Raw genomic sequence first — 24,140 nt, 5'->3', positions numbered from 1 at the left:
ATTGGGGTCATGATCGGGGCCACACACCCGTGCCGACCAACGGTCGGCACCCACCAGAACACTGGCACCCACCGAAGTCGAACCGGCCGGATCAGCCCTGCTGGCCCAGCGCGCGCAGCAGGCCGCGGGCCTTGGCGCGGGTCTCGTCCAGTTCCTTGTCCGGGTCCGAATCAACCACGATGCCGGCGCCAGTGCGGAAGCTCACCTCGTGGCCATCCACTTCGGCGGTGCGGATCAGGATGTTCAGGTCCAGGTCGCCATCGCGGTTCAACCAGCCGAACGCGCCGGTATAGGCACCGCGCGGCACCCGCTCCAGCTCGCTGATGATCTGCATGCAGCGCACCTTGGGGCAGCCGGTGATGGTACCGCCCGGGAAGGTCGCGGCGATCACCTCGCCCGGGGTGACCTCGGGGCGCAGGTGGCCGCTGACGTTGCTGACGATGTGGTGCACATGCGCGTAGCTCTCCACGGTCATCAGCTCATCGACCACCACGGTGCCGGGCAGGCAGATACGGCCCAGGTCGTTGCGCTCCAGGTCGATCAGCATCACGTGCTCGGCACGCTCCTTCGGGTGGCCGACCAGCTCCTGGATGCGCGCGGCATCATCGTCCCCCTCGAAGCGCGGACGCGTGCCGGCAATCGGACGGGTCTGCGCGTGGCCGGCATGCACCGACACCAGCCGCTCCGGCGAGGAACTGACCACATGGCGGCCATGGGCGCTGAACAGGCCGGCGAACGGTGCCGGGTTGGCACGGCGCAGCTGCGCGTACAGCGCCTGCGGGCTGACCGGCGCAGCGAACTGCGCGCTCCAGCGCCGCGACAGGTTCACCTGGAACACGTCGCCGGCACGCAGGTACTCGATCACCCGGCGTACGCCGTCGGTGAAGCGCTGCGGCGCATCCTCGCCCACCAACTGCGGCGGCTGCCAGCCCTGCCCGGCTTCGGGCAGCGCGACCGAGGCCAGTGCTACCAGCGCATCCAGCAACGCCTGCTCGTCGGCTTCGGCGATGACGAAGCTGGCATCGTTGTGGTGGTCATGCAGCACCGCCGCCGGGCAGCGCAGCGCCAACGCGGTCGGGCGGCCGTCCGCGCGCGCACGCGCCGGCAACACCGGTTCGATCTGGCTGGCCAGTTCGTAATCCAGCATCAACGCCCAGCCGCCGCGGAACGGCAGGCTGTGGCTGCCGTCATGCGGCAGGCGTTCGCGCTGCCAGGCACGGTCCATCACCTGCAGGAAGCTGCCGGCGTGGACCGCATCGTGCTGGTCGCGCACCCGGCCATCGGCATCCAGCCGCAGACAATCGCCCTGCGCGGCCAGCAGCAGGCTCCAGCGGCCCTGGGCGGTGCCCGAGGCGGTGGACTCCATCAGCAGCGGGAAGCGCGCCGGGTCGTGCTGCTGCAGGGCCAGCAGGTCGATCGGGTGCGGCAGCGGGTGGATCAGCGGGGCGTGGGTCATGGCGGCCAGTTCGGGGATTCAGATGCACGGAAGCCGCCTTGCGGCGGCTCCGTGGTGCACGGCGTTGATCCGTTTGTCGGATTGCCGATAGGTAGAGTCGACTGTCAGTCGACTGCTTTCCCATCAACGATCACCGCGGCGGATCGAAAGGCAGTCGACTAACAGTCGACTCTACCAATGCGACGTCGAGCATGGCGCGACGTCGCAACACCGGTCAGACGCGCTTGAAGATCAGCGTGCCGTTGGTGCCGCCGAAGCCGAAGCCATTGGACATCACCACGTCCACCTTGGCCTGGCGTGCTTCGTTGGGCACGTAGTCCAGATCGCAGCCTTCGCCCGGCTGCTGCAGGTTGATGGTCGGCGGGATGACGTTGTCCTGCAGCGCCATCACCGAGAAGATCGCTTCCACGCCGCCGGCAGCGCCCAGCAGGTGGCCGGTCATCGACTTGGTGGAGCTGACCATCATCTTGTAGGCGTGGTCGCCGAAGGCGGTCTTCATCGCCATGGTCTCGCCCAGGTCGCCCAGCGGCGTGGAGGTGCCGTGCGCGTTGAGGTAGCCCACCTGCTCCGGGCTCACGCCGGCGTCCTTCATGGCCATGACCATGCAGCGCGCGGCGCCTTCGCCGTTCTCGCTCGGCGCGGTCATGTGGTACGCGTCGGAGCTCGCGCCGAAGCCGGCCAGTTCGCAATAGATCTTCGCACCACGGGCCTTGGCGTGCTCGTACTCTTCCAGGATCAGGATGCCGGCGCCGTCGCCCAGCACGAAGCCGTCACGGTCCTTGTCCCACGGGCGCGAGGCCTGTTCCGGAGCATCGTTGCGGGTGCTCATGGCCTTCATCGCGCAGAAACCGCCCACGGCGGTCGGCGACGAGCCACGCTCGGCACCACCGACCACCATCACGTCGGCATCGCCGTACTGGATCATGCGCATCGCGGTACCGATCGAGTGGTTCGAGGTCGCGCACGCCGATACCGCCGAGAACGACGGACCCTTCAGGCCGGTGATGATGCTCAGCTGGCCCGGCAGCATGTTGATGATGGTCTTGGGCACGTAGAAGGGCGAGATCTTCTTGCCCTCGTGGAACTCGATGGTCTGCTCTTCGATGCCAAGCAGGCCGCCGATGCCGGCGCCGACGATGGCGCCGATGCGCTCGGCATTGGCGTCGGTGATCTCCAGGCCCGAGTCGTGCAGGGCCATGAACGAGGCACCGAGGCCGTAATGGATGAACGGGTCCATCTTCTTGGCATCCTTGCCGCTGACCCGGAATTTGCCGAACAGTTCATTGTCGGCGGTGATGTCGAATCCCTTGACCTCACCTGCAATCTTGGTGGTGAACCGGTCCAGGTAGGCATCAGAAACGTTGGTCAGCGGACCGATGCCCGAACGACCATGGGTGATGCCTTCCCAGCTGCTGGCCAGATCATTGCCCAACGGCGAGACGATACCCAGGCCGGTTACGACGACGCGACGCTTCATTGCTGTTTCTCCTGACCCGGATGATTTCTACGGGTAACTCGGTTTGCTTCGATGTGATGCCCAAACACACGGGGCCGCAACAGCGGCCCCATGGGGTGCGGTGCGCGGCGAGGATCAACCCGCGCGCGCACTGCCGTCTGACATCAGGCCTTGACGTGGGCCTTGACGTAGTCGATGGCGGCCTGCACGGTGCTGATCTTCTCGGCTTCTTCGTCCGGGATCTCGCACTCGAATTCTTCTTCCAGGGCCATCACCAGCTCGACGGTGTCCAGCGAGTCAGCGCCCAGGTCATCGACGAACGATGCGCTGTTGGTGACTTCTTCTTCCTTGACGCCAAGCTGTTCGACGACGATTTTCTTGACGCGTTCTTCGATGGTGCTCATGGGATCTCGCTCCAGATGGAGTTGTGGTTCAAAAGTGGTCGCCATCAAAGGCGATGGCCGTGGGATAGTGTAGTGGAAACCGGCGCGGCCTTGCATTGCAGCAAAAACCTCAGCAGATCAACCACTTGCGGCGCAATCCCTGCGCCCCTTGCTTACGGCATGTACATGCCGCCGTTCACATGGAGGGTTTCGCCGGTGATGTAACCGGCAGCCGGGCTGGCCAGGAAGGCCACCGCATGGGCGATGTCTTCCGGCGAACCCAGGCGTTCGAGGGCGATGTCGTTGATCAGCGCGGTACGCGCTTCTTCCGGCAACGCCTTGGTCATGTCGGTGTCGATGAAGCCAGGAGCGACCACATTGACGGTGACACCGCGCGAACCGATTTCCTTGGCCAGCGACTTGCTGAAGCCGATGATGCCGGCCTTGGCGGCCGCGTAGTTGGCCTGGCCGGCATTGCCGGTCACGCCCACCACCGATGCGATGTTGATGATGCGGCCCTTGCGCGCCTTCATCATGCCGCGCATCACCGCCTTGCTGGTGCGGAACACGCTGGTCAGGTTGGTGTCGATGATCGACGCCCAGTCCTCATCCTTCATGCGCATCAGCAGATTGTCGCGGGTGATGCCGGCGTTGTTGACCAGGATCGAGATCGGGCCGAATTCCTTGGCGATGCCGTCCAGCACGCTGTCCAGCGCGGCAGCGTCGGTCACGTTCAGTGCGCGGCCATGGCCACCGTGGGCGGCCAGGCGCTCACCGATCGCAGCAGCACCGGATTCGGTGGTGGCGGTGCCGATCACGGTGGCGCCCTGGGCGGCCAGAAGATCGGCGATGGCGGCACCAATGCCACGGCTGGCGCCGGTGACCAGTGCGATTTCACCCTGCAGGGGCTTGCTCATGATGTTTTCCTCAGGCTGGGGCGGCCGCCGCACCCGTGCCGCTTGCAGCGGCCACCGGTACGGTCGGCAGGAACAGGGGGTATCAGGCCGACCATGCCTCGCGGGCGCCTTCGAAGTCGCCCGGCGTGGCCAGTGAACGGCCATCGATGGCCTTGTCGATGCGCTTGACCAGGCCAGTCAGCACCTTGCCCGGGCCGCACTCGGCAACCTGGGTGATGCCACGGGCGGCCAGCGCCTGCACGCAACCGGTCCACTGCACCGGCTGGTACAACTGCTGCACCAGTGCGGTGCGGATCGCGTCAATGCCGTCATGGACCTGGGCATCGACGTTCTGCACCACCGGCAGCTGCGGCGCGTGCCAGTTCAGGCCGGCCATCACTTCGGCCAGACGGTTGGCGGCTTCGCGCATCAGCGGGGTATGCGAGGGCACGCTGACGGCCAGCTTGACCGCCTTGCGCACGCCCTTCCCGGCCAGCAGCGCCAGCGCGCGGTCGACTGCATCGGCGTCGCCACCGATCACGATCTGGCCGGGCGAGTTGAAGTTGGCCGGCACCACCACCTGGCTGCCTGCGGCTTCGGCGCAGACGTCCAGCACCAGCTGGTCCTCGGCGCCAAGCACCGCAGCCATGGCGCCGACGCCAGCCGGAGCGGCTTCCTGCATCAGCTGGCCGCGCAGGCGCACCAGGTGCGCACCGTCATGCAGGCTCAGCGCGCCAGCGGCAACCAGTGCGGTGTATTCGCCCAGGCTGTGACCGGCCAGCACCGACGGACGCGGACCGCCGACGGCGTTCCAGGCGCGCCACACGCCGATGCTTGCGGCCAGCAGGGCCGGCTGGGTGTATTCGGTACGGTTGAGCATTTCCTCCGGGCCGCCCTGGGACAGCGCCCACAGGTCGACGCCGGCACCATCGGATGCCTCGGTGAAGGCGTCCCGCACCTGCGGGTGCAGTTCGGCCAGCTCGGCCACCATGCCCACAGACTGCGAGCCCTGGCCGGGGAAGACAAAAGCGAGGGTGGATACGGTCACGCGGTCATCCGCTTGTTGCAATCGAAGCGGCCCATGATAAGGGGGAACATGCCGTGTCGTCTGTACGTGCGCGTATGCACGCGTATGGAGCGCGGCCGCGGGACAACCCGGCATCCGGCGCGGTGTCCCCGCCCAGGTAGCGTCGACGGTTAGTCGACTGCCCTTCGATCTGCCCCTGAAAACCCGCGCTGCGCGCGGATGTCGACCAACAGTCGACTCCACCGCAGCGCGAACCTGCCATCAGCAGAACAGTTGCAGGACGTCCAGGTCGCCGTCGGCGAGGAAATCCACGCACAGGCCGACCAGCAGCAGCACGCCAGCGGTGCTGGCGCCGTGGGCAATGAAGATGGAATGGGCCAGCGCGCGCGCTGAGCGGCCCAGCTTCATGCACACCCGGGCCAGGCTGCGCAGGCGGCCACTGACTGCGTGCACGTGCTCGCGCACCGGCGCCTGGGCATCGCCCATCGCCTCGGCCATCATCGCCTGCAGCTGCTCCGGGCGGTCGGCGTAGTACTTGGCCACGCCGTAGCCGAACATCAGCCAGTCGCGGGCCTGCGCTTCGGACAGATCCATCACTTCCAGCGGATCTTCCTCGAAGTCGATGAAGCCCACCTGCTGCCCATCCCAGGTGAGGTTGCGCGGCAGCGGCTGGCCGAAATACGCGCCGCGTCCATGCGCCTCGGCGATGGCCTGCATCGCCGCCATCACCAGCCGGTCGCGACCGGCCTCATCGGCCTGGCGCAGGCAGGTATTGAACGAATTGCCGTTGTCGCCGATCACCAGCGCGGCATGGCCGGTGCCCAGCACGTCGGGCACGTTCACGCCCTGCGCCTGCAGTTCCCCCAGGCGACGGGCCTCGGTTTCGCGTGCCGCATCACCGCCGCGGTGCGGTGGCGGGCGCAGGGCATCGAGATGGAAACGGCGGGCAACAAAATTGAGCAGGCCCAGGGCCAGTGCTCGGCTTCCCTTGCCGTACTGCTTCAGCCAGGCACGTTGCCCTTCGATGACGATGGGCTCAACCATGACAGGTCCTCCTTAAAACGCGCTACGGCCCCAGAGGGGCCGCAACGACAGACTTCACGTTGTCGTAACTTGCACTATCAATAGCGCAGCAGGGCCGAACCCCACGTGAAGCCACCGCCGAAGGCCTCCAGCAACAGCAGCTGGCCACGCTCGACCTTGCCGGACCGCACGGCCGCATCCAGCGCCAGCGGCACCGAGCCGGACGAGGTGTTGCCATGCTTGTCGACCGTCACCACCACCTGGTCCATCGACATCTCCAGGCGCTTGGCGGTGGCTTCGATGATGCGCAGGTTGGCCTGGTGCGGAATCAGCCAGTCCAGGTCGGACTTGTCCAGGCCGTTGGCGGCCAGGGTCTCGTCCACGACCGAGTCCAGCGCCTTGACGGCGTACTTGAACACGTCGTTGCCCTTCATGTTGATGGTGCCACCACCGTTGGCGCCGTCCTTGAAACCGGTCGAGACGCCGACCGGGTTCCACAACAGCTCCTTCTTGCTGCCGTCGGCATGCAGGTGGGTGCTGAGGATGCCGGTGTCTTCGTCAGCCTTGAGCACGACAGCGCCGGCGCCATCGCCGAACAGCACGCAGGTGGTGCGATCGTTCCAGTCGACCATGCGGGTCAACGTTTCAGTGCCGATCACCAGCACGTGCTTGCAGTCGCCGGAGCGGATGAATTTGTCGGCCACGCCCAGCGCGAACACGAAGCCGGAACAGGCTGCGTTGACGTCGAAGGCGGGGCACCCGGCCACACCGAGCTTGGCCTGGATCAGGCACGCGGTGGACGGGAAAATGAGATCAGGAGTGGTCGTGCCGACCACGATCATGTCGAGCTGCGAGGCATCGATGCCTGCGGCTTCAAGCGCCCGCAGGGCGGCGTTGTAGCCAAGGTCGCTGGTGGTTTCGCCTTCGGCCGCGATGTGCCGTTCACGAATTCCGGTGCGCGACTGGATCCACTCATCCGAGGTTTCGACCATTTTTTCCAGGTCGGCATTGGTCAGGACTTTTTCCGGCAAATAGCTACCGGTGCCCGCGATCCTCGAATAGATCCGCTTGCTCATCATGTTTCCTGTTGCGCGGGCCGCCGATCACCGGCACGCCCGGGAAAGAAGGCAAAGGCCGCTGCCCGGGGGCAGCGGCCTTCCCGGCACATCAATCTTCTTCGACGGCCGAGGTCTTGGTCTGGATGACCTTCTTGCCGCGGTAGAAACCATCGGCAGTGATGTGGTGACGCAGGTGCACTTCGCCGGTGGTCGGGTCGGTCGACAGCTGCTTGGCGCTCAGGGCGTCATGGGCACGACGCATGCCGCGGCGGGACGGGGTGACACGGGATTTCTGCACAGCCATGGGATTGCTCCAAACTCGGTTCGTTTTGCTTCGTCGTATCGTCGCGCAGGACGCCAGCGCCCAGCACACTTTCGCTTTCGCCGCAGCCGCCGACGACAATCCGGCTGCTATTGTTTCTTCAGTGCTGCCAACGCCGCAAACGGGTTGGCCTGCTTCGTTTCTTCTTCGCTCGGCGCCCAGTCCTTGTCGACTGCTTCGCCATCGGGCGACAGCGGCACAACCGGCACTGCCAGCACCAACTCGTCCTCGACCAGATCCAGTGGACGCAGCTGGCCGTCTTCCGGCACCAGCAACGCCTCGTACTCCTCCGGCAGGGACGATTCCTCGTCCTCGTCGCGGATCAGGCCAAGCCTCTGGGTCATCTTCACCGGCAACAGGAATCGCTGCATGCTGCGCTGACAGGTCAGCGGCAACGCGGTATCGATGGTCAGTTCCACATAGGATACCCGCAAGACGTCGTCGCGACCGAATTCAAGCGAGTAATTGCACTCACCTTCGGTATCGGCGACCAAGCCCTGCAGGCGGGTCAATTCAGCCAGGGAGACCTGACCGTCGAAGCGCCTTCGCGCTACAACCATCCGCCAGGCATCCAGCGTTTCGGGCACGTTCGCGGACATAAGCCGCTGAATACTAAGGATCGGGGCGGCAGCTGTCAAATGCCCGCCATACAGGACTTGCTGCTGGCGCCGCGCACGGGCCAGACTGCCGCGCCCTGCCCCGGAATTCTCGCATGTCACTGGTCCTGGCCTCCACCTCCCGCTACCGGCGCGAACTGCTGCAACGGCTGGGCCTGCCTTTCGAGTGCGCCAGCCCGGAGGTGGATGAAACCCCGTTGAACGGCGAAGCGCCGCTGGCCCTGGCCACGCGACTGGCCGCCGCCAAGGCCGCCGAGGTGGCTGCCCGGCATCCGGGCGCCTGGGTGATCGGCTCGGATCAGGTGGCGGATCTGAACGGCCAGTCGCTGGGCAAGCCCGGCACGGTCGAGGCCGCCTGCGCACAGCTGGCAGCGATGTCCGGGCAGACCGTGCGCTTCCATACCGCCGTCTGTCTCAGCGGGAATGGAGATTCATTCACGGCCCTCGACCTGACCGAAGTACGGTTCCGCGTATTGGAACGGGATGAGATCACCCGTTACGTCGCCACCGAACAGCCGCTGGACTGCGCCGGCAGCTTCAAGTGCGAGGGCTTGGGCATCAGCCTGTTCGAGGCGATCGACAACCGCGACCCGACCGCGCTGATCGGCCTGCCGTTGATCGCGGTGTGCGGATTGCTGCGGCAGGCCGGGTACGCGGTGCCGTGAACTGTAGAGCCGAGCCCATGCTCGGCTGCTTTTTTCGAGGCTGCCTGCCATCTGAATCAGAAGCAGCCGAGCATCGGCTCGGCTCTACAGGACCAGAGGACTCAACGAACCTCGAACGGCTGCTCCTGCCACACCTCTACGCTGCCATCGCGGCCGAACAGGCGCAGGCCCAGCCAATGCCTCCCAGGTGCCAGCGTCGTCGTGTCCAATGAGGCATCGAAGCCGACGGCGGGATGCTGCGGATCGGTGCTGTCCGGCCAGGTCTGGCGCACATCGAAGGCGCGCCCATAGCGCGCATCACCGATCGAGCGGCCATCGACCAGCACTTCAACCCGTGCCAGCCCGACACCGTCCTTGAACGCCCAGCCCTTGATGGCAAGCGTGCCGGACACCTTCTCGCCAGCACCGGGTGCATCCAGCCAGGCCATCGCCGGGGTCACGCATGGCCCGGGAGCGCGCTGCACCGGCAGCCGGAACAGCAGGAAGCGCTGGAAGCCATGGTCACTGCTGACCACCCGCGGCGCCGGCAACGGCCCCACCTGTTCGCAGATGGCGTGATAGCGCGCCAGCAGATCGCGGTAGCGCTGGTCACTGGGTGACAGCACCAGCAGCATCGGTGCCGAACGCTCGCCCTCATGCAGCAGGCCCCACTGCGCCAGCTGCGCGGTGCGCCCATGCTTGTCATTGAGCGGATGCGGCAGCACCTCGATGTTGCCATTGCCCAGCTGGAAACCGAGTTCGGCACCGACCTTGAAGTTGCCGGCCAGCACGCGCGTCCCTTCCGGCATCTGCCGCAGCTCTTCGTGGACCGCGACTGCCAGTGGTTGCCAACCGGCGAAATTGCGCGGGTAGTACTTGCTGCCGGCCAACTCTTCACGCAACGAGGGCGTGGACGCCATCAGGTAGTAGCCGAACGCGAGCACCATGCCTGCGCCCGCCAGCCACCAACCGGTGCGCCGCAGCCAGCGCGGCCACCCGTTGAGCACCACCGGCACCGCCACCAGCAGCGCCAGGTAGCCCGGCAGCGGCCAGTGGAAACTGATGCGCTCGACGTCTGTGAAGAAGCCCAGCAGGAAGATGCCCAGGGTGGATACGCCCCCCACCAGCCCGAAGTAGCGCCACTGCGCACGCGCGCCACCGCCGCTGCGGGTACCGGCGAGCGCCACCTTCCACATCGCCATGCACAGGATCGGGGTGACCAGCATCGGCTGGATCACCAGGAACCACAGCCCACCCCACTCGAATGTCCAGGGATGGCGCTCGACCACCTGGAACTTCAGGCCGGCATCGTGGTTGTCTGCATTCCATGCCAGCAGCGGCAGCCACGCCAGCACGCCCACCGCCAGTGCAACCCACACGCGCGGGTCACCCAGCATGCGCCGCCCCTGCGGCAGCGCCAGCAGCGCAATGAAACCGACGCCGATGACACCAATGAAGCGATAGTGGCTGAGCGCACCGATCGCCAGGCCCAGCGCAAGCTTCATGGCCGATGATGCGTCGACGTTGTGCAGCAGCCGCGCACCTGCATGCAGACAGATCGCCGCCGCCAGCGCCATCGGCACATCCGGCACTGCCAGCAGGCCCAGCGTCGCCGACAACGGCATCAGCAGCGTCAGGCTGCCCGCCTGCCAACCCGCCACATTGCCGAACCAGCGGGTTGCGGTGCGCACCACCAGCAACGGCAGCAGCGCGCCGATGGCCAGGAACGGCAAGCGCAGGGCGAGTACATGATGGCCACCAATCTCCACGCCCAGCCGGGCCAGCCATGCAGTCAGCCCGGGCAGATCCGAATACGCAGCCGCCAGGTGCTGACCTTCCTGCCAATAGAACGCCTCATCGACGAACAGCGGCAGGCGCGCAGCCACCACCAGTTTGGCCGCTGTGACCAGCGTCCATAACCAGAGAAATATCGTTCGTGCGCGCTGTTCGCCTTGCATTGCTCTATGGATAATCGAGTGGATTCCAGATCTGAGACGATCATGACAGCCTCGCCCCCCAATCCCAGCATGCTAACCGATCAACTGCGTCAGGCCCTGCGGGAGGCACAGGATCAGGTAAATGCACTGGTACTGGGCAAGGTGCCGGAAGTCAGGCTGGCTTTCGTCGCCCTGCTTTCCGGCGGCCATCTGCTGATCGAGGATCTGCCCGGTCTGGGCAAGACCACGCTGGCGCACGCACTGGCCAGCAGCCTCGGCCTCAGCTTCCAGCGCGTGCAGTTCACCTCCGACCTGCTGCCTGCCGATGTACTGGGCGTCTCGGTATACGAAGCCGGCAGCCGCCAGTTCCAGTTCCATCCAGGGCCGGTGTTCACCCACGTGCTGCTGGCCGACGAGATCAACCGTGCGCCGCCGCGCACGCAGAGCGCGCTGCTGGAGGCGATGGCCGAACAGCAGGTGACCCTGGATGGGCAGACCCATCCCCTGCCCGATCCCTTCTTTGTGATCGCCACGCAGAACCCGGTGGATCTGTCCGGCACGTTCCCGCTGCCGGATTCGCAGCTGGACCGCTTCCTGCTGCGGCTGGCGATGGGCTACCCCAGCGCACAGGCCGAGCGCGAACTGCTGCGCGGCACCGATCGCCGCGATCTGATCGCGCGTGCCGTACCGAAGCTGGATGACACCCAGGTGCGCGCGCTGCGCGACGCAGTGAACCACGTGCATGCCAGCGACGCGCTGATCGACTACGTGCAGGCGCTGCTGACCCGCAGCCGCCAGCACGCCGGCGTGCGCGTGGGCCTGTCGCCGCGTGCCGGTCTGGCCCTGCTGCGCGCGGCCAAAGCGCACGCGCTGCTGTTGGGGCGCGGCCATGTGGTGCCCGAGGATGTGCAGACCCTGTTCGTGGCGGTAGCGGGCCATCGCCTGGTGGCCGAGGCCGAATCCAGCTCGGGGCCGGCACTGGCACGCGCGATCCTGCAGACCGTTGCGGTCGACTGAGCGTGGCCACGCGCTGGGCACGACTGCAGCTGATGGCTCGCCCTCGCAGGCCCGAAGCGCTGCCGCAGCGGCTGGACCGCCACCGCATCTACGTACTGCCCACCCGCTTCGGGCTGTTCGTCGCCACCCTGCTGGCAGCGATGCTGCTGGGCGCGTTGAACTACAACAACAACCCGGCCCTGCTGCTGGCCCTGCTGCTGGCGGCCGCAGCGATCGCCAGTGCCATCGCCGCGCACCTGCAACTGTCCGGCGTGCAGATCGACGCCATCTCCGCCGAGCCGGTTCCAGCCGGGCAACCGCTGCGGCTGCGCGTGGACCTGTCACTGCGCGATCCCCGCGCACGTCACGGCCTGCACCTGCAGCTGGGCGGCAGCGAGGCCTGGACCTCACTGCCTGCACACGGCCGTGGCGAAGTAGAGCTGGAGGTGCCCAGCGAGCGTCGCGGCTGGCTGGAACTGCCACGCATCCGCCTGTCCACTACGCAGCCGCTGGGGCTGGTGCGGGCATGGTCATGGGTATGGCCGGAACAACCGCTGCTGGTCTATCCACTGTCCGAAACACTGAGCCCTGCGCTACCGGAGAGTGGCAACGATCCGCTGCATACACGCGCCCATGCCAGCGGCGAGGAACTGCACCAGCTGCGGCCGTACCGCGCAGGCGATGCACCGCGCAGTATTTCGTGGAAGCACTCGGCGCGCCGCGACAGCCTGCTGGTGCGCGAGTACGAAAAGCCGATCGGCATCGAAGTCATCCTGGACTGGCGCACGCTGGCGCCGTTGGGCCATGAAGCACGCATCGCGCGGTTGGCGCGCTGGGTGGATATGGCCGAGCGCGAAGGCCGCCGCTACACCCTGCTGCTGCCGGCACATCCCCCCTTCGGCCCCGGCCAGGGTACCAGCCACCATCACCTGTGCCTGCGCGCGCTGGCGTTGATGCCGCATGACTGAGTCCCCTCTCCTGCTCGACCGCACTGCCCGCACCTGGACCCTGGCCAGCGCGGCGCTGGCGCTGTTGCCATTGCTGCTGCAGCTGCCACCACTGCTGGCTGGCGTGATCGCGCTGGCGGCAATCATCACCGCCGCCCTGTCGTGGCGAAGGCAGTTGCCAATGCCGGTGCGCCTGCTGCTGGTACTGGCCATGCTTGCCGCCATCGTCTGGCAGATGGGCATGGTGCGCCCAGGGCGCGATACCGGTTGCGCGCTGCTGGCGGCGATGCTGGCGATCAAGTCCAGCGAGCTGCGCAGCCTGCGTGATGCCCGCAGCCTGCTCGGCTTCGCGCTGTTCTCGCCGTTTGCAGCATTCCTGCTCGACCAGGGGCCGCTGACAACAGCACTGGCCGCACTGGCCGGGGTCAGCGCATTGCTCGCCCTGCAACGCCTGGCCCAGGATGAAGGCCACGCCGGCCGCCTGCCGCTGCGCGGGCAGCTGCGCGGTGTCGGCCGCCTGCTGGCGATCGGCCTGCCGCTGGCACTGGCCTGCTTCTGGCTCTTCCCCCGACTGGCCACGCCACTGTGGGGTATTCCCGAACGCGCCGTGGGTACACCGGGGCTGTCCGACAGCATGGAACCCGGCCAGTGGCTGGACCTAATGGCCGACGACACCCCGGCGCTGCGCGTGCAGTTCTTCGGCGCTCCGCCCGAGCCGGCGCAGCGCTACTGGCGCGGCCCTGTACTGACCGCCTTCGATGGACGGCGCTGGACACGCGACCGTGCCAGCGCGCGGCGACCTGCTGCAGTGGTTGCAGCGGGTACACAGGGCTGGGACTACCAGATCGATTACGAGCCCACCGACCGCCGCCAGCTGGTGGCGCTGGACCTGCCCAGCCGCGCACCTGCGGGCAGCATGCTGGATGCGGACATGAGCCTGAGCAGCGAACGCCCGCTGGCCTCGCTCAGCCGCTGGCGGTTGCATTCGGCCCCGCCACTGCGCTTCGACACCACGCTGTCGCCCTATCTGCGCCGCGCAACGTTGCAGCTGCCGGCCGACTTCAACCCGCGCACCGCCACGTTGGCGCAGCAATGGCGGCAGGACGCTGGCAGCGACGACGAGGCCATCGTGCGCCGCGCGCTGCAGTGGATCACCACCGATTTCTCGTACACGCTGGATACCCCTGCGGCAGGGCGCGACCCGATCGACGAGTTCCTGTTCGGCTACAAGGCCGGCTTCTGTGAACACTTCAGCTCGGCCTTCGTGGTGCTGATGCGCAACGCCGGCGTCCCGGCGCGGGTGGTGACCGGTTTCGCTGGTGGCACCCGCAACCGCATCGGCGACTACTGGGTAGTGCGGCGGATGGATGCCCACGCCTGGGCCGAGGTATGGCTGCCGCAGCGCGGCTGGGTCAGGGTTGACCCGACCGCAGCCGTGGCACCGGAACGCATCCTGGACACCCTGGATGACCGCCTGCAGGCCGGCACGGACACACCACTGCAGCAGCGTTGGCTGCAGCTGGGCCAGATGGGCGACTGGCTGCGCCGCGGCTGGAACGATCTGGTGCTGTCCTTCGATGCGCGCCGCCAGCAGCAGCTGCTCAAGCCGTTCGGGCTGGATGACCTCGGGCCCGGACAGCTGGTCGCCGGCTTTGTGATCGCTGCGTTGCTGGCACTGGCGTGGATGGCCTGGCTGTTGGCCCGTGGCGAGCGCGAACGTGATCCGCTGCTGCGTGCCTGGCATGGGCTGGGCCGGCGCTACGCCCGCCTCGGGTGGGCCCGGCATCCCCACGAAACCGCAGGCGACTGGGCACACCGGGTGCACGCCCAGCATCCCGATCCGGCCCTGCTCACGCTCAGCCAGCGTTTCGCTGATGCGCGTTACGCTGGAACTTGCACCGACCTCGCTTCATTATTGCGGGACCTGCGCAGGCATCGCCCGACTTCCGGAGCCTCCCCATGAACACCAAGTTCCTCCTCACCGCTGTGGCCACGCTGGCCCTGTCGGCCTGCGCCACGGCCCCAAAGCCGCTGCAGGGACAGTTCAGCCTGGTCTCCCCGCGCGACTCGGTCGCCACCCAGCAGGTCGGTACGCCGGTCCGTTGGGGCGGTCGCATCATCGAAACCAAGCCCGGCCAGGGCGAGACCTGCTTCCAGATCATCTCGCGCCCGCTCAATGGCAGTGGCCGTCCGAACACCACCTCGTCCGACGCCAGCGACGGCCGCTTCATCGCATGCCGTGCCGGCTTCTATGACCCGGCCGTGTTTGAGGCCGGCCGCGACGTAACCTTCATCGGCAAGATCGACGGCTACCAGAACACCCGCATCGGCGAGTACGACTACCGCCTGCCGAAGCTGTCGGCCGATGTGATCTACCTGTGGCCGGAACAGCGCCAGGTCGATGTGGTGCCCTACCCCTATGGCCCGTGGGGCCCGGGCCCGTATGGCCCGTACTGGGGTGGTTACGGCCGTTGGGGCTGGTGGTGATCACCCCTGCACAAGCGTGACGGAAAAGGCCGCCCTCGGGCGGCCTTTCTGCATCCTGTGGATCCTTGCGGTGCGCAGGCTCAACGCCCCGGGGTACCGAAGTGCCCCAGCGGCGCACCAGCCAGCAGGTGCATGTGGATATGGAACACGGTCTGCCCGGCATCCTCGCGGCAGTTCATCACGATGCGGTAGCCGTCCTGAGCGAAGCCCTCGCGGCGCGCGTACTCGGCGGCAGCCAGCGCCAGCTTGCCGATCAGGTGCGCCTGCGACGGCTGCAGGTCGTCCAGGGTCGGGATGATCTCGTTCTTCGGAATGAACAGCACGTGCACCGGCGCCTGCGGTGCGATGTCCTTGAAGCCGAGCACCTCGTCATCCTCGTAGACGATGGTGGCCGGGATCTCGCGACGGATGATCTTGCTGAAGAGGGTTTCGTTGCTCATGGTCGGCCTCGGCGGGGATGTCTCCCGCATTGTAGGCCGCGCACACCCGGACATGCCGGCCGTTGCTCAATCGCGGAATTCGCTGCGCGTCCCGAACGCGTGCGACAGCGTGCCGCGATCGACGTACTCCAGCTCTCCACCGAGCGGCAGGCCCTGCGCCAGGCGGCTGGGCTGCACCTTGCGTGCACGCGCCAGCTGCGCCAGGTAATGTGCGGTGGCCTCGCCCTCGACAGTGGCACTGGTGGCGATGATCAGTTCCTGCACCTCGCCTTCGGCCAGGCACCGCTCCAGCTGCTCCAGGCCCAGTTCGCGCGGGCCAATGCCATCGAGCGGCGACAGGCGGCCCTGCAGCACGAAGTAGACACCGCGGAAGCCGGTGGCGTTTTCGATGGCCAGGCGGTCGGCCGGCGATTCGACCACACACAGCTGGCTGCGCTCGCGGCTGCTGTTGGCACAGGTCGGGCACAGCTCGGTTTCGCTGAAATCGCGGCACTGCACGCAGTGACCGATGCGTTCCACCGCCAGCGCCAGGGTTTCGGCCAAGCGCTGGCCACCTTCGCGCTCACGCTCGAGCAGGTGGTAGGCCATGCGCTGCGCAGTCTTCTGGCCGACGCCCGGCAGCACCCGCAACGCGTCGATCAATTGTTCAAGCAGGGGTGCGGACACGGCGACAGGCTTTCATTGCGTCGAGCAGGCTCGACGGCTACAGGGTCCGTGGCACCCGGTTACACGGGTGCCACGCTGAAAATCAGAACGGCAGCTTCATGCCCGGCGGCAGCTGCATGCCAGCGGTGGCCGACCCCATCTTCGACTTCGACTCGGCATCGATCTTGTTCGAGGCATCGTTGAAGGCGGCGGCGATCAGGTCTTCCAGCATCTCCGGGTCGCTGGCCAGCGACGGATCGATACGCACCTTGCGGCATTCCTTGGCACCGGTCAGGGTCACGCTGACCATGCCGCCACCGGCGCTGCCGGTCACTTCGATCCTGGCGATTTCTTCCTGGGCCTTCTGCAGGTTTTCCTGCATCTTCTGGGCCTGCTGCATCAGTTGGGCGATGTTGCCGCGCATAGTGTCTTACTCGTCAAAAGAACGGATGGAATCGGAAACAACCCGGGCGCCGTGCTGTTGGATCAGCACCTGCACTTCCGGATCGTCCATGAAAACAGCCTCTGCCACCTGCTGCCGCTCACTACGCTGGCGGTCGGCACGCTGATGCAGGGTCTCGGCCGGAACGTGCTCGATTTCCACGGTCTCGACCACGATCTTCGGCGCTTGGCCAAGGGCTTTCTCCAGCATCTCGCCCAGGGCAGCCAGCGCACGCTCCGAGCGCAGGTACTCAAATCCGGGCGAAAGGCCCAATTTCAAGGTCCCGTGCTGGCAACTGATGAAGGCAGCGTTGGCCGCCAGCTGCCGCGACGGGCCGCTCAGGCCACTGTTGGCGACCAGATCCAGCCAGTCCTCGGCACTGGCCAGATCGCTGACACCTTCCAGCGGCGCAGTCTCCTGCACTGGCGCGGGCTCGGCCGGCGCGATGGCAATGCCTTCGGTGCGGAACGGGCGCTCGGACGGTGCAGGCTCGCTGGGAGCCGCGACGGGAGCTGGCGGTTCATGCCAGGGCGCCACCATGGCGGCGTCCGGCCCAGCCATCTCGGCTGCCAGCGCCTCGTCACGCGCCTCTGCTTCGTCGGTGGCCCACGGCGGCAGGTCGTCGCCCGCTTCTGCTTCAACGGACGGCGGCGCTGCGGCTTCGGCCTTCACCGGCGGCGGTGACACCGGCTCTTCCACCGGGACCGGCTCGGGCTCCGGCGTCGGCTCAGGGTCGGGGTCGGGTTGCGGGACCGGCTCAGGTTCGGGTTCAGGTTCGCGCGGCGCGGCCTGCGCCGGAGCGGCCACCTGCGCCACCACGGCCGGGCTGGCCGAAGCGGCGGCAGCGGCCGGCGTCGCTTCGTGGCTACCGGCACCGGTGCCACCACCGGCAGCGTTACCGCCCGGCGTGCCACCCACCGCACCGTCGACGGCCTTCGGCACCGGCGGTACCGCTGCGGCCGGTCGGAACGCCAGCATGCGAAGCACGGCCATTTCAAATCCCGCGCGCGGGCTCGGCGCCAGCGGCAGGTCACGACGGCCGTTCAAGGCCATCTGGTACCAGAGCTGCACCACTTCCGGGCGCAGGCGTTCGGCGAACACCGTCGCGTCCAGGCCTTCAGCGGCCGCTGCGGCACCCGGTACCAGCTGCTGCACCTGGATGCGATGCAGGCCTTCGGCCAATGCTTCCAGCACGCCACTCCAGTCCGGCGAGAATTCGGCCAGCGCAGCCACCACCTGCAGCAGGCGCGGACCATCGCCCTCGGCCAGCGCATCGAGCATCGCCGCCACCTGGGTGCGGTCGACCGTGCCCAGCATGGTGCGCACCACGTCCTCGCGCAGCGCGCCGCCGGCATAGGCGATCGCCTGGTCCAGCAGCGACAGGCCGTCGCGCAGGCTACCGTCAGCGGCCTTGGCCAGCTGTACGATGGCACTGCCGTCGGCCTCGATCTCTTCTGCCGCCAGGATGCGCGTCATCTGGCCCTGGATCTGATCCTCGTCCAGGCGCTTGAGGTTGAATTGCAGGCAGCGGCTCAGCACGGTGACCGGCAGCTTCTGCGGGTCGGTGGTGGCCAGCAGGAACTTCACGTGCTCCGGCGGTTCTTCCAGCGTCTTCAGCAGCGCGTTGAACGCCGCCTTGGACAGCATGTGCACTTCGTCGATCAGGTAGACCTTGTACTTGCCACGCGAGGGCATGTACTGCGCGTTCTCGATCACCTCACGCACGTCATCCACACCGGTGTTGGACGCGGCATCGATTTCCAGCAGGTCGATGTAGCGGCCGGCGTCGATGTCCAGGCAGGCCGCGCACTGGCCGCACGGGTCGGCGCTGGTGCCCTGCTCGCAGTTCAGCGACTTGGCGAAGATGCGCGCGATGGTGGTCTTGCCCACGCCGCGGGTACCGGTGAACAGGAACGCGTGGTGGACCCGGCCGCTGTCCAGCGCGTTGCTGAGCGCACGGACCACGTGTTCCTGGCCCACCAGCTCGGCAAAACGCTTCGGACGCCACTTGCGGGCAAGGACGAGGTAGGACATCAGGCCACCGTTTTCCATCGGATGTTCCATTGTGCCATGCCTGTCCAGCCCCCTCGCCTCCGGCACAGCTTTCGCAGGTTCCTGGCCGGGGTGCTTGTGAAGTGCCGCGCAGCCCGCTAGAATCTGCGCCCCTGCTGAGGCGTTTGCCGATGGCAGGGATCCGGAGAGGTGTCCGAGTGGTTGAAGGAGCACGCCTGGAAAGTGTGTAAGCGTCTAAACCGCGCTTCGGGGGTTCGAATCCCCCTCTCTCCGCCAAGTTACGAACTAAGCCTCTGATTTCAGGGGCTTTTTTCTTGGGTTCGTATGTGGCCCCATACCTCGCCCCATACTTCGTCAATCCGTTGATTGCTGGCCTCGCAGCAGCGCGCCCTGCGCGTTTGGACGGCACTCCAGGTAGTCAGCAAGACGGCAGCACTTGGAGATGCGAGGGTGCACGCAAGCAGTTTCAGGTGACCAGCCTGCGTGCATCGCTAAGTGCGCCGCTCCCTCGCCACCACCTCTGACAACCGTAACGAAATGAGGAGGCGCGTGCGCAAGGCCATGAGCGCGCGTATCAGCATCAGCGCCCAGGCAAACCACCAACGCAAGGAGCTGCTACGCGCTGCGCGTCAGCGCCAGTAGAAGCGGTTGAGAGGCAGTGGAGCAGATGGGAGGGCGCTGGGGCCCAGCGCCGTGCTTACCCCGGCGTGCGCACTCGTCTCCCCGCCACGCCTGCGCACTTCATAGGGTGCTTTTTCTGCACTACCTGCACACGGGACAAGAACAGGCCCAGCATGGCTGTCGGGGGGCATTGAGAGGGCATGCCGAACCCTGCGAATCCCTGCACCCAAGGGGGTTTTTGACGGGGCACTGAGCGGCCAGATGGAGACCAGATTTGCAGTGGACAGGGAGTGGCGAAAACGAGGCATCCAATAGCGTCCAAGAAGAAAACACCCACTACTTACAATGTTTCAGGAACGCTATGAATTGAGGGTCTGTAACAGGAAACGTGTATCAGGCATCGCACCAGCAGATTTGCCAACAGTTTCCTTGGAATGCCTTGTGGCACAGCGCTTTCCAGTCATCTCTGCCGTCAGATTGACACCCACATTCCAACAATAGTTTCCGACATTGATGTTTTTCAGTGTTACAAGTGTGGCAGGTGTTACGCCAGTCGAACATTCCAATTAAATCAAATGGTTATGCCGCCGCCACCGATCTCGACCAAGGTGTGGCACAGGTGTTACCGGTGTTACAGCCTACCCGCCGCGACGCCCCCTGAAGACCTGCCCGCCCCCCCTCCTGGCGCCAACTTCGGTCGTCACGCCGACGGGGACTGTGATATGAAGACAAAGCCTTGCTGGAAGGCTCTTTCAGGGATTGGAGGGATGGAACGGCTTGAGAGAATTGCGTGCCGCGCGTCGGCCCGCCGAAAGGGGATGAGAACGCATTTCGGCAAGCTGAGCGCCTTGGGCGTCTGGCTCTGCTGGCTGCTGCTGGTGGGCTTGGCACTGCCGCCAATCGCAACTGCTCAGACGGTCACCTACATCCACACTGATGCACTTGGCTCGGTCGTTGCTGAAACCGATGAAAGTGGCAACGTGATCAAGCGCTATGACTATGAACCCTATGGCGGCGTTGTTGGCGGGCAGGTTACGGATGGGCCGGGATACACAGGGCACGTGAGCGATGCTGCCACTGGACTGAGCTACATGCAGCAGCGCTACTACGATCCCCAACTAGGACTCTTTCTCTCTGTAGATCCCGTCTCACCAAACGACAAACCGGGCTCCGCCTTCAACCGCTATCGTTACGCTGCGGGCAATCCCTATAGGTTCGTCGATCCTGATGGTCGCCAGGAACGGGCGGCGGAGAGACATGCCGACTCGGTGGCGAACACACCCTCGGCGTATGATACGTTCGGCCCCGCAGCACTTGCGGTAACAACAGCGATTGTGCGTGCGACGCCAGTTGTTGGGCCTGCCGTTGCATCGGCAATGTCTGGCTCCATTAATTCGGCGCAACCACTGGCCCTGCCAGCACCAGCACCAGCACCAGCAGCGCCCTCTGCGCCAACTCCTGCCGCTGCCCCGACGACACCTTCTGGCCCGAGCTACGTCATCTCGTCGAACGGGACAGCATTTCCGGTACCCACAGGGGCGAGCGGACCAACTCCGGTCATCAACCCCGCAGGAAAACAGACCGGCGTCGCATTTACTGGGGGTGCCGGAGGCAGTAATGGGCAAGTAGCCACCATGCGGATGATGGACCCAACCCCTCCCAGGGGAAACAGTCCTGGATATCCAGCTGGCTATATCAAGTACGAGAATGCTGGAAAGCAAGGCGTAGATCCGCTCTCCGGGAAAACGCTACCTAATTCGAAGTCCCACTTCCCAGTCAGATAGGGCTGAACATGATCGACCACCAGGCGGAAACCCTCCGGCCATTGATCGGGAAAAATGTGACACTGGGGATGGAAGATGGCATGGCTACGATGGGTACGGACGATGGCTGGGAGCTGCATATCTACAACTCTTTCAGCCTCCATAGCGATGGCATTGCGCAGAACCCTCCGCCCTCAACGCTGAGCTTGGTGCTGGAGGATTGTCGGTTCGATCACGAGACAATGGTTGCGCAGTTTTCTAGAGGGGTCACACTCACAGTCGACTTAAGTGACGACGGCTACTCTGGCCCAGAGGCAATGCAGTTGAATAGTCCAGATGGAACCATCGTGATCTGGAACTAAGTTCGATGCAGCCGCGGCTACTCGCTCTGGGATCGCCCCCCAAGGGCGACAGGTATTGACCTTGTCCCTGTCGCCCCTGCTTCGACTGAAGCAGTAGCTTGATCTCGCCCCTTCAGGGATAGGCACTCAGTTCACTGAACGTTCTATTTCGAAGGGGGCAAAAGTGATTACCTGTTCCCCGATCCATTCGTTGACCATGGCCAACCGCGATTGCAGGGGTGCCAGTTCCATCGACGCCCACACTGTGGCCGCATCCCGAATCGAGCCGAAGCCACCGGCATTCTGCGGCACGATGCCCAGCAGCTGCGGGGGTATGCGCAGCGCGGCCAGAATGTCATCACGAGTCACACGCTTGATGCCGGTGAACTCATCCTTGGCCGCCACTTCGCTGATCGGGATCAGCTGCAATCCATCCTTCTTGCCATTGGGCGAATGCATGAACAGGTTGCGGAAATTGCCCGGCCCACGCGAGTCCCGCAGCGCTTCACGCAAGGCGTCCACGTCCATGCCCTCCGGCTGCGGATCGGTCATGTAGAGGATAAACCCGGCATGCGAGCCGTTGGTGTAGTACCTGCGGCGGAACAACGTGGCCGATTCGTTGAGCAGCGCCGACTGCACAACGGCCAGCCACTCCGGCAACCCACGCACACGGGTGGCCGGCACTGTCTTGGTCGTCCAGATGGGCGAGAGGCAGGCCATGACCGTGTTCGTAGTCACGGCTGAAACCGCCATCTCCCTGGCCGGGCCGTAGTCGCGTAGAGACTGATGCCATTGGTCCGCCTGGGCTCGGTTCTTCCAGCCCTTTCGATGGGATTGAATGTAGGCGTCCACCGCTTCGCCAAACGTCGCACCGACAACGCGGGTGCAACGTCGCTCTTCAATGGGGTCCTTTCCTAGGGCTAAGAGTTTCTGCTGCTCCAATGCAACTGCACGGGCCTCCTGCAAGCCAAAAGGCGGACGGCCCCAAGACCCATCTCACGAAGTCGTCCCTGTCGCCGATAGCGAAGAACCCAGGACTTGGTGCCCGAGTGCTTGATCAGCAGGTAAAGGCTACCACCATCGGCGTGATAGCCGGCAATGGTGAGTGTTTGAACTGCCCGTGCGGTGAGTCGGTTTAGCGGGCGAGCCATCAAATATGTCCCATACTGTTTCCCATACAAAGAAGTCCGATTGGACTGGATTTCATAGCACGGCATAGGACTGAAAAGATGTTCAATATCAATAAGATAGGAGAATATAGGACTTAATTGGATCGTAAAATTGGCCCCTCTCTCCGCCAGATAAATGAAGAAGCCGCCCAATGGGCGGCTTTTTTTATTTGGCTGGCGGTACTACCGAACTGAACAGGCCCTGCCGCCGGGGCAGGTCCAACGGTCCGCCCGGCGACAGCGCGCGATCCGCTGCGAGTTACCTGCGCCGGAGCAGTCCCCGCACGCAGACGCCGACGAACGCCAGCCCCAGCAGCATCCACACGACCGTCATTCCCCACAGCGCACCGAACGTATCCAGGACCGGCTCCAGGCGCGGTTGCGCCGGATCGTACAGCACGCGTACCGGCTGTCCAGGCTCATAGCCGAAGATCATGCCGCCCTGCGGGTAGGAGACGCGTTGGCCGGTCGCGGTGGTGAACGCGATCTGCGGATGCGATCCGCCCGCGTTCAGGCGCTCGACCTGGCCATCGACGGCCTGCGCGATCTGCAGGAACTCAAGGCAATGCGTCACTTCGAAGGCGGCCACGGCAAGCATCAACAGCCCCACCGCGCCAAACAGCAGACCGCGCATGACCTGGGCGGTCCGGGAAAGAGAAGGGTCGGGCATCGCTGGGCAGCTCCGTTGCAGGCAGGAAGACGAATGGGGCCGGCGGATCCTGCCGCGCGGTCAGTCCCACGTGTCGAAAGCATAGCCCAGAAGCCGCCGCGCCCCGCTGCACGCCATCGCGGCCGCATGCGCCTCGCCACCGACGCACCCGTCTGGTACAGGCGCCTGTGTTCCGCACAGTCATCGAGTTGGGCGAAATCATCCGTGAGAAGATCGACTCCGCTCCACGCACCTTGGAACACTTCGGCGCCCCCTACGGCCTCGTCGTGCGATACCCCTTGTGAAGGACAACGTCTGGACGGTTGAAATGCGCCCGGGCAACGCCATGGCATTTTCCATGAACCTCCGCCTCTACCGCCCCGCCGATGCCAGCGCCTGCCTGTCGATTTTCGACAGCAACGTGCCCACCTACTTCGCGCCCGGAGAGCGCAGCGACTTTGAGCACTTTCTGCAAGAACAGGCCTTAGACTGTGCATTCCAAGTCATCGAGCGAGATGGCAGCATCGTGGCCTGTGGCGGCCTGTCGCGACGCGGCGACGGCAGTGCGGGTTTCTGCTGGGGCATGGTGCAGCGCGCGCTGCACCGGCATGGACTGGGCCAGGAACTGGCGCTGGCACGCCTGCGCCAGGCTGCAGCGGATCCCTCGATCAAGCGCATCGCGCTCAGCACCAGCCAGCACACCCAAGGCTTCTATGCCGGCCTGGGCTTCCAGGTGACGCGGATCGTGCCCGATGGCCACGGCGCCGGGATCGATGCCGTGGAGATGGAGCGGAGGTTCTAGCCCTCC

General features: G+C 65.6%; 24 protein-coding genes and 1 tRNA gene. 9 read left to right on the top strand and 16 right to left on the bottom strand.

What is annotated here, in order from left to right; all coding sequences use genetic code 11:
* Positions 1 to 91: 91 nt before the first annotated feature.
* The 9 genes from N5J73_RS03905 to N5J73_RS03865 all read right to left on the bottom strand — a co-directional run bounded on the left by N5J73_RS03905 (position 92) and on the right by N5J73_RS03865 (position 8,220).
* A complete protein-coding gene (locus N5J73_RS03905) occupies positions 92 to 1,456 on the bottom strand; it encodes an aminodeoxychorismate synthase component I (protein WP_049444075.1) in 1,365 nt (454 codons plus the stop codon).
* 214 nt (positions 1,457 to 1,670) lie between these two features.
* Positions 1,671 to 2,933: a beta-ketoacyl-ACP synthase II gene (gene fabF / locus N5J73_RS03900; protein WP_049444073.1), complete on the bottom strand. Its 1,263-nt coding sequence runs from the start codon at positions 2,931 to 2,933 to the stop codon at positions 1,671 to 1,673.
* 143 nt (positions 2,934 to 3,076) lie between these two features.
* Positions 3,077 to 3,316: an acyl carrier protein gene (gene acpP / locus N5J73_RS03895; RefSeq protein WP_005408313.1), complete on the bottom strand. Its 240-nt coding sequence runs from the start codon at positions 3,314 to 3,316 to the stop codon at positions 3,077 to 3,079.
* Between the two features lie 152 nt (positions 3,317 to 3,468).
* Positions 3,469 to 4,212, bottom strand: coding sequence for a 3-oxoacyl-ACP reductase FabG (gene fabG / locus N5J73_RS03890; protein ID WP_005408312.1), 744 nt, complete (start codon positions 4,210 to 4,212; stop codon positions 3,469 to 3,471).
* An 82-nt stretch (positions 4,213 to 4,294) separates the two neighbouring features.
* Positions 4,295 to 5,239: an ACP S-malonyltransferase gene (gene fabD / locus N5J73_RS03885; protein ID WP_049444071.1), complete on the bottom strand. Its 945-nt coding sequence runs from the start codon at positions 5,237 to 5,239 to the stop codon at positions 4,295 to 4,297.
* 240 nt (positions 5,240 to 5,479) lie between these two features.
* Complete coding sequence (locus N5J73_RS03880) at positions 5,480 to 6,262, bottom strand: serine/threonine protein phosphatase (protein WP_088481015.1); 783 nt, start codon at positions 6,260 to 6,262, stop codon at positions 5,480 to 5,482.
* Between the two features lie 77 nt (positions 6,263 to 6,339).
* Positions 6,340 to 7,317, bottom strand: coding sequence for a beta-ketoacyl-ACP synthase III (locus N5J73_RS03875; RefSeq protein ID WP_014646186.1), 978 nt, complete (start codon positions 7,315 to 7,317; stop codon positions 6,340 to 6,342).
* A 91-nt stretch (positions 7,318 to 7,408) separates the two neighbouring features.
* Positions 7,409 to 7,603, bottom strand: a complete 195-nt coding sequence (gene rpmF / locus N5J73_RS03870) for a 50S ribosomal protein L32 (protein WP_004154640.1) — start codon at positions 7,601 to 7,603, stop codon at positions 7,409 to 7,411.
* Positions 7,604 to 7,710: 107 nt separating this feature from the next.
* Positions 7,711 to 8,220, bottom strand: a complete 510-nt coding sequence (locus N5J73_RS03865; RefSeq protein ID WP_049444067.1) for a YceD family protein — start codon at positions 8,218 to 8,220, stop codon at positions 7,711 to 7,713.
* Positions 8,221 to 8,333: 113 nt separating this feature from the next.
* On the opposite strand from N5J73_RS03865, the gene N5J73_RS03860 reads away from it, so the two are divergent.
* The gene (locus N5J73_RS03860) at positions 8,334 to 8,903 is read left to right on the top strand and encodes a Maf family nucleotide pyrophosphatase (protein ID WP_049444065.1); all 570 of its coding nucleotides are present in this window, start codon (positions 8,334 to 8,336) and stop codon (positions 8,901 to 8,903) included.
* A gap of 101 nt (positions 8,904 to 9,004) precedes the next feature.
* On the opposite strand, the gene N5J73_RS03855 is transcribed toward N5J73_RS03860, so the two are convergent.
* Complete coding sequence (locus N5J73_RS03855; RefSeq protein WP_049444063.1) at positions 9,005 to 10,840, bottom strand: glycosyltransferase family 39 protein; 1,836 nt, start codon at positions 10,838 to 10,840, stop codon at positions 9,005 to 9,007.
* 42 nt (positions 10,841 to 10,882) lie between these two features.
* Between N5J73_RS03855 and N5J73_RS03850 the strand changes: the two genes are divergently transcribed.
* From N5J73_RS03850 to N5J73_RS03835, 4 genes are read left to right on the top strand one after another with little or no spacing between them, the layout of a single operon-like run.
* Complete coding sequence (locus tag N5J73_RS03850; RefSeq protein ID WP_049444061.1) at positions 10,883 to 11,836, top strand: MoxR family ATPase; 954 nt, start codon at positions 10,883 to 10,885, stop codon at positions 11,834 to 11,836.
* Positions 11,837 to 11,868: 32 nt separating this feature from the next.
* Complete coding sequence (locus N5J73_RS03845) at positions 11,869 to 12,783, top strand: DUF58 domain-containing protein (protein WP_049444194.1); 915 nt, start codon at positions 11,869 to 11,871, stop codon at positions 12,781 to 12,783.
* Entirely contained in the window at positions 12,776 to 14,725 is a 1,950-nt protein-coding gene (locus N5J73_RS03840) for a DUF3488 and transglutaminase-like domain-containing protein (RefSeq protein WP_164078520.1), read from the top strand. The genes N5J73_RS03845 and N5J73_RS03840 overlap by 8 nt, the downstream gene beginning before the upstream one ends.
* Entirely contained in the window at positions 14,722 to 15,249 is a 528-nt protein-coding gene (locus tag N5J73_RS03835) for a Slp family lipoprotein (RefSeq protein ID WP_005408301.1), read from the top strand. Before N5J73_RS03840 ends, N5J73_RS03835 begins: the two co-directional genes overlap by 4 nt.
* A gap of 80 nt (positions 15,250 to 15,329) precedes the next feature.
* Here N5J73_RS03835 and N5J73_RS03830 read toward each other — a convergent pair whose 3' ends face one another.
* The 4 genes from N5J73_RS03830 to dnaX form a co-directional block, all read right to left on the bottom strand.
* The gene (locus tag N5J73_RS03830; protein ID WP_014646179.1) at positions 15,330 to 15,689 is read right to left on the bottom strand and encodes a histidine triad nucleotide-binding protein; all 360 of its coding nucleotides are present in this window, start codon (positions 15,687 to 15,689) and stop codon (positions 15,330 to 15,332) included.
* 66 nt (positions 15,690 to 15,755) lie between these two features.
* Positions 15,756 to 16,355 (bottom strand): recombination mediator RecR, encoded by a 600-nt coding sequence (gene recR / locus N5J73_RS03825; protein ID WP_279940602.1) that lies wholly within the window; start codon positions 16,353 to 16,355, stop codon positions 15,756 to 15,758.
* Positions 16,356 to 16,437: 82 nt separating this feature from the next.
* On the bottom strand, positions 16,438 to 16,758 hold the full coding sequence (locus tag N5J73_RS03820) for a YbaB/EbfC family nucleoid-associated protein (RefSeq protein ID WP_010483846.1): 321 nt from the start codon (positions 16,756 to 16,758) through the stop codon (positions 16,438 to 16,440).
* Positions 16,759 to 16,764: 6 nt separating this feature from the next.
* Positions 16,765 to 18,828: a DNA polymerase III subunit gamma/tau gene (gene dnaX, locus N5J73_RS03815; protein WP_049444056.1), complete on the bottom strand. Its 2,064-nt coding sequence runs from the start codon at positions 18,826 to 18,828 to the stop codon at positions 16,765 to 16,767.
* Positions 18,829 to 18,972: 144 nt separating this feature from the next.
* Between dnaX and N5J73_RS03810 the strand changes: the two genes are divergently transcribed.
* The 3 genes from N5J73_RS03810 (at position 18,973) to N5J73_RS03800 (ending at position 21,535) form a co-directional block, all read left to right on the top strand.
* Positions 18,973 to 19,065: transfer RNA gene (locus tag N5J73_RS03810), tRNA-Ser, on the top strand.
* A 1,163-nt stretch (positions 19,066 to 20,228) separates the two neighbouring features.
* On the top strand, positions 20,229 to 21,194 hold the full coding sequence (locus tag N5J73_RS03805; RefSeq protein ID WP_239503329.1) for an RHS repeat-associated core domain-containing protein: 966 nt from the start codon (positions 20,229 to 20,231) through the stop codon (positions 21,192 to 21,194).
* 8 nt (positions 21,195 to 21,202) lie between these two features.
* Positions 21,203 to 21,535 (top strand): hypothetical protein, encoded by a 333-nt coding sequence (locus N5J73_RS03800; RefSeq protein WP_239503330.1) that lies wholly within the window; start codon positions 21,203 to 21,205, stop codon positions 21,533 to 21,535.
* 126 nt (positions 21,536 to 21,661) lie between these two features.
* Here the strand turns inward: N5J73_RS03800 and N5J73_RS03795 are convergent, their stop codons facing one another.
* The gene (locus N5J73_RS03795) at positions 21,662 to 22,456 is read right to left on the bottom strand and encodes a hypothetical protein (RefSeq protein ID WP_239508846.1); all 795 of its coding nucleotides are present in this window, start codon (positions 22,454 to 22,456) and stop codon (positions 21,662 to 21,664) included.
* 486 nt (positions 22,457 to 22,942) lie between these two features.
* A complete protein-coding gene (locus tag N5J73_RS03790; protein ID WP_279940596.1) occupies positions 22,943 to 23,353 on the bottom strand; it encodes a DUF3592 domain-containing protein in 411 nt (136 codons plus the stop codon).
* A 337-nt stretch (positions 23,354 to 23,690) separates the two neighbouring features.
* Between N5J73_RS03790 and N5J73_RS03785 the strand changes: the two genes are divergently transcribed.
* Complete coding sequence (locus tag N5J73_RS03785; protein WP_049444188.1) at positions 23,691 to 24,134, top strand: GNAT family N-acetyltransferase; 444 nt, start codon at positions 23,691 to 23,693, stop codon at positions 24,132 to 24,134.
* Positions 24,135 to 24,140: the final 6 nt, after the last annotated feature.

Origin of the sequence: Stenotrophomonas sp. GD03654 (genome assembly GCF_029845105.1) — a bacterium.
Taxonomy (GTDB): Bacteria; Pseudomonadota; Gammaproteobacteria; order Xanthomonadales; family Xanthomonadaceae; genus Stenotrophomonas; species Stenotrophomonas africana.
The sequence above is the reverse complement of the archived record's forward strand: the minus strand, read 5'-3'. Positions and strand labels throughout refer to the sequence as shown.